The sequence below is a fragment of the Pseudomonadota bacterium genome, from assembly GCA_010028905.1.
In the GTDB taxonomy this organism is placed as follows: Bacteria; Vulcanimicrobiota; Xenobia; order RGZZ01; family RGZZ01; genus RGZZ01.
Map to the genome: position 1 here is coordinate 1 of RGZZ01000776.1, position 1,530 is coordinate 1,530.

Here is a 1,530-nt window from a genome sequence, read left to right on the forward strand (position 1 = left end):
GGCTGCAGTCTGCCGACTACGATCCGGCGCGATTGTGGCACGATGGGGTACCCGAGTGCCTCTTCGACATCTGCCGCGCGCAAGCCACCATGGGCAACAAGCTGCGCGGGCTCATGCTCTGCGGGCGCTGCGCCCAGGCCCTCGACGCGATGCGCATCGACGTGGCGAAGGTGGAAGACGCCTGCGCGCTGGTGCGCACCGCCAGCGCACCCTCGAAACGCTGACGGAAAGGCTGCGGGTGGCCTCGTTCAAGAGACCACCCGCAGCGCCGGACCGTGCTCGACCGTCTACTTCTGGCGAACGAGCATGAGGTCGACCTTCATCGGACCTTCCTTCTCGCTCGGCGTCAGGGTGATGTGGTCGTTGTCCTTCCAGGTGATGGTCGTGTTCTCGTTCTTCTTGTCCTTGTCGAGGGTCTCGAGCTGCCACTTGTCGCCTTCCATCTTGGCGACCATGTACTCGCCGTCCTTGCTCTTGCCTCCCGCTCCCTTGACCGTGACCTTGCCGTCGGCAAAGGTGAAGCTCATCTCCTGGAGCGTGGTCTTCATGCCCGCCTCGACCTTGCTCTGCGCGACGGCGGGAATCTTCTTGAAGGCCTCTTGCTCCTTGAAGTAGGCGATCTCCTTGTCGACCTCCACCTTCCAGGTGCCATTGAGAGCCGTGGCCTTGCGGCCGCATCCGGCGATGAGCATCGTGACGAAGACAAGGGAGATCAGGCCTGCGAGTCGCAGCGTTCTGTGCATGGGAAGAGTCCTTTCGATATGAAGGCGACGGTACGGCTGTGCGCTGAAGGGCACGCGTGCCAGACCGACATAGGTTCGGGGTCGGGGCGATTCTCCTGCCGAACGCTTGTGGGGAAACCGGCTGCCGCCGCGACCGCGCTCGCGACCCCGAGACGGGCGCGGGCTCAGCGCTCGGCCACGTACACGAAGGCGGGGGGAATGTTGCGCCACTCGGTACGGGTAGTGGTGACGCGACGAAACGACCCGCGCAGCTTGCGGCGGAACTTCTGCCCGGCGGGGAGCAGCAATCCCTGCAGGTAGGCAAACGTGACGAGCTTCCCCCCCGGCGGGAGCGCCTCGGTGATGGCCCCCAGCAGCGCCTCTTGCAGGTCATCGCTGAACGCGGCCCACGGCAGGCCGCAGATGATGCGATCGCACTGCGCGCGACCTTCCGCCGCAAGATACTGCGGGAGGTTCACCGCCGAGTCGACGTGCACCGTGGCCGACGGGCAGCGCGCGCGGGTCAGGGCCGCGAAGTCCGGGTTCTGCTCGATGGCGAAGTAGCGGGCACCGGGCGCAAGCTTGCGAAGCACGACCTCGGTGAACACGCCCGTTCCCGGCCCGAACTCAACCACAAGCGAAGCCCCTCCCAGGTCGGCAGCGTCGGTGATGAGATCGGCAAGCGCCGGAGAGCTGGGCGCAACCGCGCCGATGGACGCCGGATTGGCGAGGAAGGCCTTGAAGAAGCGTAATGCCGACATGCGGGGGAGCCTTTCCACGCTCCTCCGCCCCGGGCCTGCTTCAACCG

The 1,530-nt window shown here is 66.0% G+C and carries 3 protein-coding genes; 1 reads left to right on the top strand and 2 read right to left on the bottom strand.

Features of this window, described 5'->3' with window-relative positions:
• A partial coding sequence (locus EB084_25190; GenBank protein NDD31560.1) for a hypothetical protein occupies nt 1–224 on the top strand: 224 nt, incomplete at its 5' end.
• 63 nt (nt 225–287) lie between these two features.
• Here the strand turns inward: EB084_25190 and EB084_25195 are convergent.
• Together EB084_25195 and EB084_25200 are read right to left on the bottom strand one after the other, a co-directional pair.
• Nucleotides 288–743, bottom strand: a complete 456-nt coding sequence (locus EB084_25195; GenBank protein NDD31561.1) for a hypothetical protein — start codon at nt 741–743, stop codon at nt 288–290.
• Between the two features lie 164 nt (nt 744–907).
• Nucleotides 908–1,483 carry a methyltransferase domain-containing protein gene (locus EB084_25200; protein NDD31562.1) on the bottom strand — a complete coding sequence of 192 codons (576 nt, stop codon included), beginning with the start codon at nt 1,481–1,483 and terminating at the stop codon, nt 908–910.
• Nucleotides 1,484–1,530 lie beyond the last annotated feature (47 nt).

Coding starts and splice junctions, on each gene's coding strand:
- EB084_25195 (NDD31561.1), bottom strand. CDS start 743: ATGCACAGAACGCTGCGACTCGCAGGCCTGATCTCCCTTGTCTTCGTC.
- EB084_25200 (NDD31562.1), bottom strand. CDS start 1,483: ATGTCGGCATTACGCTTCTTCAAGGCCTTCCTCGCCAATCCGGCGTCC.